At 42.2% G+C, this 5,514-nt stretch carries 7 protein-coding genes; 4 read left to right on the plus strand and 3 right to left on the minus strand.

The annotated features are described in order from the left end of the window. Nucleotides 1-64 precede the first annotated feature (64 nt). Together HWQ41_RS07735 and HWQ41_RS07740 are read right to left on the minus strand one after the other, a co-directional pair. Entirely contained in the window at nt 65-1,180 is a 1,116-nt protein-coding gene (locus HWQ41_RS07735) for a thiamine phosphate synthase (protein WP_292761198.1), read from the minus strand. A 458-nt stretch (nt 1,181-1,638) separates the two neighbouring features. Beyond that, the gene (locus HWQ41_RS07740) at nt 1,639-1,890 is read right to left on the minus strand and encodes a hypothetical protein (protein WP_292761200.1); all 252 of its coding nucleotides are present in this window, start codon (nt 1,888-1,890) and stop codon (nt 1,639-1,641) included. Between the two features lie 360 nt (nt 1,891-2,250). Here HWQ41_RS07740 and HWQ41_RS07745 point away from each other — a divergent pair, with 360 nt between their 5' ends. From HWQ41_RS07745 to HWQ41_RS07760, 4 genes are all read left to right on the plus strand, one after another. After that, on the plus strand, nt 2,251-4,164 hold the full coding sequence (locus HWQ41_RS07745; RefSeq protein ID WP_292761202.1) for a DUF1565 domain-containing protein: 1,914 nt from the start codon (nt 2,251-2,253) through the stop codon (nt 4,162-4,164). Between the two features lie 133 nt (nt 4,165-4,297). Next, the gene (locus HWQ41_RS07750) at nt 4,298-4,456 is read left to right on the plus strand and encodes a hypothetical protein (protein ID WP_292761204.1); all 159 of its coding nucleotides are present in this window, start codon (nt 4,298-4,300) and stop codon (nt 4,454-4,456) included. 242 nt (nt 4,457-4,698) lie between these two features. Further along, nucleotides 4,699-4,878, plus strand: a complete 180-nt coding sequence (locus HWQ41_RS07755; RefSeq protein ID WP_100899738.1) for a hypothetical protein — start codon at nt 4,699-4,701, stop codon at nt 4,876-4,878. Between the two features lie 52 nt (nt 4,879-4,930). After that, on the plus strand, nt 4,931-5,182 hold the full coding sequence (locus HWQ41_RS07760) for a hypothetical protein (RefSeq protein ID WP_292761207.1): 252 nt from the start codon (nt 4,931-4,933) through the stop codon (nt 5,180-5,182). 66 nt (nt 5,183-5,248) lie between these two features. Here the strand turns inward: HWQ41_RS07760 and HWQ41_RS07765 are convergent. Continuing rightward, nucleotides 5,249-5,514, minus strand: a 266-nt coding sequence (locus HWQ41_RS07765; protein WP_292761209.1) for a tetratricopeptide repeat protein, incomplete at its 5' end; no start/stop codon positions are given.

The raw sequence follows: 5,514 nt of genomic DNA on the forward strand, positions 1-5,514 counted from the left end.
GGGGAGTGGGGAATTGGTTATTCACTAATGACTAATGACAAATGACTAATGACAAATGACTCTTTTAAGGTTCTGGTTTAATGCGATTGAGTTGGGAGAGCAAATATTGCGTCACTAGGGTAGGCTGTTCGGCTTGGATGAGCGATCGCACCACCGCTACACGTTCGGCTCCGGCATCGATCACATCATTGATATTATTGGCATCTATTCCCCCAATAGCAAACCAGGGAATTGAGCAATTTTTGGCAGCATAGCTGACATATTCTAAACCTGTTGCTGCCTTACCTACTTTCGTAGGAGTTTCATAAACTGGCCCCACGCCAATATAATCTACACCTTCAGCAATTGCTGCTTGCATTTCTTCTTTATTTGTGGTAGAAAGACCGATCAGACGCTGGGAACCGAGTAATTGCCGAGCAACAGCAATGGGCATATCTTGTTGTCCCAGATGCACCCCATCTGCATCCACAGCTAAAGCTACATCCACGCGATCGTTAACGATAAACAAAGCACCGTAGATGTGGCATAACTGCCGTAATTTTCTCGCTTGTTCCAGACGCAAAGAATCATCAGAGGTTTTGTCGCGGTATTGTAAAAGCGTTAACCCACCTTTGAGTGCAGCTTCGACGGTGTTCAATAAAGTTTCACTAGGGGAAGTAACAAAATACAAACGCGATCGCCATAACAATTGATGGCGCTGATGACCCATTAAACTACTTTCTAGGGTATAAACCTGATAGCGCATCTGCTTACAAGCTTTAGCCATATTAGGCTGGTAAAGCTTGCTGTATTCTTCCAACACCCGCAATGCTTCTTCTATGCGGCAAAAGTTAGCTTGCAATACCGATTTGATACTAGCTCGTTGTTCTTCCTGAGGATGGGTTAACTCAGTCCCAGGATCGCCTGGTGTATCTCGCGCTGCCCGCAATTCCGAGGTATGCCACTTTGCTACCTCTTGTCGCAGGCGCTTGCATTCAAGAGCCAACTGAGCATTATTCAATCCAAACCGACACCATTCTTCGATAATTCGTAAGCCCTCACGAGCGCGGTCTAAATTAGCATCTAAAATGCGGTAGACAACCTGCTGTATTTGCTCTTTTTGGCTGTATGGCTCGACCATTACAACAACCCCGTTAGTGCTTTCATCGAAGTGTGAATTATCATATATCTTAGTAACCATAAGTTAATTAATTTGCTTTTTTTTACTCAATTTTTGCTGAATCTACGCAAAACAACGTAGTAGTGAGGGTTACAGTCAATTATCCCATGTTCCTATAAGCTGCGATCGGGGTAGTTTGAGGCTACAGTTTTGCACTAAGATTAGTCAAGTATTTTACGGTAAACGACAAGCTAATCCTGGACTCGACAGAGCCGATACACCAGAAAATTGCAATCCAGTTAGAGCGACCCATGCTAAAAGTCACTTCCATGTAACGTCTCTACATTCTTTTTCACTTTACAACTTTTGCATATTCACTCGATATAATCTTCTGGTAATGCACCTATATTTTCGATGTATTTAAACAATTTATTTGCTGTAATACTTAGTGTTTTAGAAGGGTTTTCTTCGATTATAGCCAGAACTAAAACTGCACAGCCTCTTAAAATAGCATATTTTAAGTCTGGGTCATCCGTAAATTATTGATAGCGTTCCTGTTGAATCCATTGAACTATAACTTTGCTTAATATGCGAGATGGAAAGAGCTTGACAGAAAGGAGATTAGCAATCTTGCCCGCATTATGTATGTTCTCTATAGCTGAAAAATGGGCAAGGTTTTCCCGAAAAATACTACATATAATCTCTAACGCTTCTTCAGTTGTGAAACGTCCGATATACATCTTTTCAAGAGTATCGAGTACCTGAGATTCACCTGTTATTTTTTCAATCATAATCGATTTAACTTTTAACTATAATCCGACTAAAAACTGTTGCTCCCCATAGTTAACTGAGGTATTCAAAAACTGCTTTAACTCATCTCTAGGAATTCTACGCATAAATTCTGGAATTTCTGCACTGGAATTAACAAACCTGAGTTCGGTGTCATTTATAGAAGATTATTGACATCATCTTACGCGCTCATATATTGCTATAAAGTTTACTCTGTCTAGTTTTCAGGCTTTTTTTTACATCGAACTCAGTTTACTCTGTATTAAGTATCGCCAATCGGTCAATATGTGAGTAATATTATCGACATAATACTTTCTAAGAGTATAAGAATTTATTCTTACTTATAAGGAGTTGTGTTAAATATGATTCCCAACCGTGTGTTTTCTAAGTACCCCAGAGTAGATGTTCTGCTTGCAAAGCTGAAGTTTCTGGAATCAGCAAGGCTTTTATTTTTTTGTTTTTCAGTATTATCACTTACCGTAAGTATGGGAGCCGCAAGTATGGCGTTCCTGGGTACAAGCCTGGGTAGCGCGATCGCTCAGATTCCATCGAGACCAAATTCAGCACCTCTGGGTGAAAAAACAAATTCTCAGGTTAACGTGCTGTTTGTCAACCCAAGTGTCGGAGATGACAAGGCAGGCAATGGCAGCGAATCCGCTCCTGTGAAAACGATTACCCAAGCGTTGCGATTAGCTAACGCCAATACTGTAATTATGCTCTCCACGGGCACTTATAGCGCCGAGACAGGAGAGGAATTTCCCTTAATGCTGAAACCGGGTATCTCAATTCAAGGCAACCCTAGCAATCAAGGTAAGGACATTATCATTCAGGGAGGCGGTGATTACCTGAGCCGGAGCTTTGCCGGTCAAAACGTCGCAATTGTTGGAGCAAACCAAGCCTTGCTCACTGGTGTAACGGTGACGAACTCTAACCCCCGTGGTTACGGTTTATGGATTGAATCTAGCAATCCGGTAGTCGCGGAAAATACATTTACTGGTAGTACCCAAGATGGCATTTCCGTCAGTGGTAATGCTACTCCCACCATTAGCAAGAATTACTTCGATCGCAATGGAGCCAATGGCATCACAATTGCCGGTAACTCCCATCCTCAAGTCAAAGAAAATGTCTTTCAGCAAACGGGTTTTGGGATTAATATTGCCCAAAATGCTGCTCCTGTAATCATCGGCAATCAAATTCAGAACAATAGAACTGGAATTGTGGTGCAAGCAAATGCCCGCCCGATTTTGCGGAATAATTCTATTCAAAATAATAAAGAAGATGGTTTAGTTGCGATCGCTCAAGCAATGCCAGATTTGGGTAGTGCATCCGAACCTGGGGGTAATGCATTTCAAAATAATGCTCGCTACGATATTAACGCCAGCGCTGCTAAACAGCTGATTTCTGCTGCTGGTAATAACCTTGTGAGCGATCGCATCACTGGCAAAGTAGATATTAACGGTAGAACAGCACTAGTAGATCAAAATTCTCAATCTGCCCCTGTCCCCAACAATATGTTAAGAGAAAAACCACCAACTGGGGAAATCACCTTCTCGGCTCCCGAAATCTCTGAAACTACCAACGGGCAAACCAGCAACAGCATTTCAGCAAATAATCCTGTTTCTACACAATTAAACAGTCAACTGCTGCCATTGTTCCCAGCCAATATACCACTTTCTGCGCCCATATCCAATCAACAGCAAGCCACCTCTAAAGTTGCCGGTTTTCCTACTCCTAGCAGCTTGTCAGGTAGACAAATACCAACTGACACTCAAGTTGCAACTTCTAGTCCAGCAGAGCTACCTGATACACCACAGTTGAATTATGTACGGATCGATCCCAATACAATTGACTTTACAGCTCCTGAGTATCCATCCAATTCAGTTGCACAGCCACCAGCCCCAAGTATCAGGGAGCAAACACAGCAGCCATTACCAATACTAGAAACTGCTACCCCAGGTGCTTCAGCACTTTTACCACTTCCTGATCAGAATATTCCCATTGATAATACTCGCAATATGCAAACAAGTTCTGCAAGTATGCCCGATGGCGGGAACTCTGCGACACAGTTCGGTGTACGTTATCGCGTAGTAGTTACACTCTTCACTGATCGGGATAAAGATTTAGTGCGATCGCTTGTTCCTGGTGCGTTTCCCACAGTTTGGCAAGGTCAAAGAGTTATGCAAGCAGGAGTATTTAGCAGTGAATATAACGCTAAAGAAATGCTCAAAAGACTCTCTAGCAATGGTTTAAGAGCCATTATGGAACCGTTGAATTAATTGGGCATTGGACATAGGGCAAAAGGGGTGGAGGGGAAAGACTTATAGCAGGGGACTCTTTACTGGGGACTGGGTTGAAAGTCTGTTTGTATATAGGTTTTATCATCAGTTAATGTCCTAACCTCCTTGTCCATTGCTATATCTCACCCATCGCCAAGAAATCGACAATTACCTAGAGCAGCGTCGCAAAAAAGCTCAACAACAGCGAAATCAATTTGTCCAGCAGTATAATTTAGCTAATCTTAGGCAGCGCTTGCGCGATCGCTATCAGTCTTTTCAGCGGAATTTATAATTGACAAAAGCAATGTTATCCTAACTTGTCACGAATGAACCGATTTAATTTTATTCAATGGTAAAAGGTATGGAACCGACCATCGAACAACTTAAAGCATTCTTTGACTTTTGTGTTCGGGCTAGTAATTTGCTTAGAGATATAGCATTGGTTAGATTTGATCAGAGGACAAGCCGAATCGTGATTTTGATAGGCGAAACCATCCAAATAGAAATTCTTAGTAATGGGGAGAACATTATCCGATGACAGACTATTTAACTCTTAATGAGCAAGAATTAAGACAATATGTGATATCAAACCCCCAGGATGAGGAGGCATTTCAGCATTACCTCAGCATCATGAGAGCGAAACCGGGGGTAGTGGTCAGCACTCCAGAACAATTAGAGGCTGAGTTAAAACGACGTATTAATCAAGCTAGTTAACATAGAACCCGTTACTGACATTCCAGTAACGGAGTTTTTTCAATTTAGCATCTTGACTCAATGTGAATTTTGGGACTTGCCTTTATTCAGTAACGCCGATATTGCGGCGATCGCACACCCATCTGCGCTGATTTGGCGACTTGCGTGTTGCAGTCAGCCTAGCAAATATGAAGGTCAGATCCTTTTCATTCCTTTTTTTGATTGTCATTGGCGATCGCAGGTCAAAATAAAATCAATCGACTTGAGAGAGCGATCGCAGGTCAAAATAAAATCAATCGACTTGAGAGAGCGATCGCTTTTCTAATGTGGAAGAGGCGATCGCGGTTTCATCAAAGGAACAGATAATTTATAATTTTTTTACACATTAGCATTAAGTATAATTATCGCCCAACCATTTCAGATTTTTACGGATAGTGGCTGTACTGGGATGATCTATTCCTAAGCTAAGTTCAGCAATTGATAATGCTTTTTTATACAGTGGTTCCGCATCGCTGTACCGTCCTTGGGAATGGTAGAGTCCTGCCAGGTTGTTGTAACTGGAGGCGACATCGGGATGCTCTTCTCCCAGCAGCCGTTGCCGGAGTTCTAATGCTTTTTTATACAGTGGTTCCGCTTCGCTGTACCGTCCTTGGGAAT

The organism is Nostoc sp. NOS(2021), from assembly GCF_017115025.1.
Lineage (GTDB): Bacteria > Cyanobacteriota > Cyanobacteriia > Cyanobacteriales > Nostocaceae > Nostoc.

Excerpts from the sequence above, each read along its gene's own strand:
- HWQ41_RS07735 (WP_292761198.1), bottom strand. The coding sequence starts at position 1,180 with ATGGTTACTAAGATATATGATAATTCACACTTCGATGAAAGCACTAAC.
- HWQ41_RS07740 (WP_292761200.1), bottom strand. The coding sequence starts at position 1,890 with ATGATTGAAAAAATAACAGGTGAATCTCAGGTACTCGATACTCTTGAA.
- HWQ41_RS07745 (WP_292761202.1), top strand. The coding sequence starts at position 2,251 with ATGATTCCCAACCGTGTGTTTTCTAAGTACCCCAGAGTAGATGTTCTG.
- HWQ41_RS07755 (WP_100899738.1), top strand. The coding sequence starts at position 4,699 with ATGACAGACTATTTAACTCTTAATGAGCAAGAATTAAGACAATATGTG.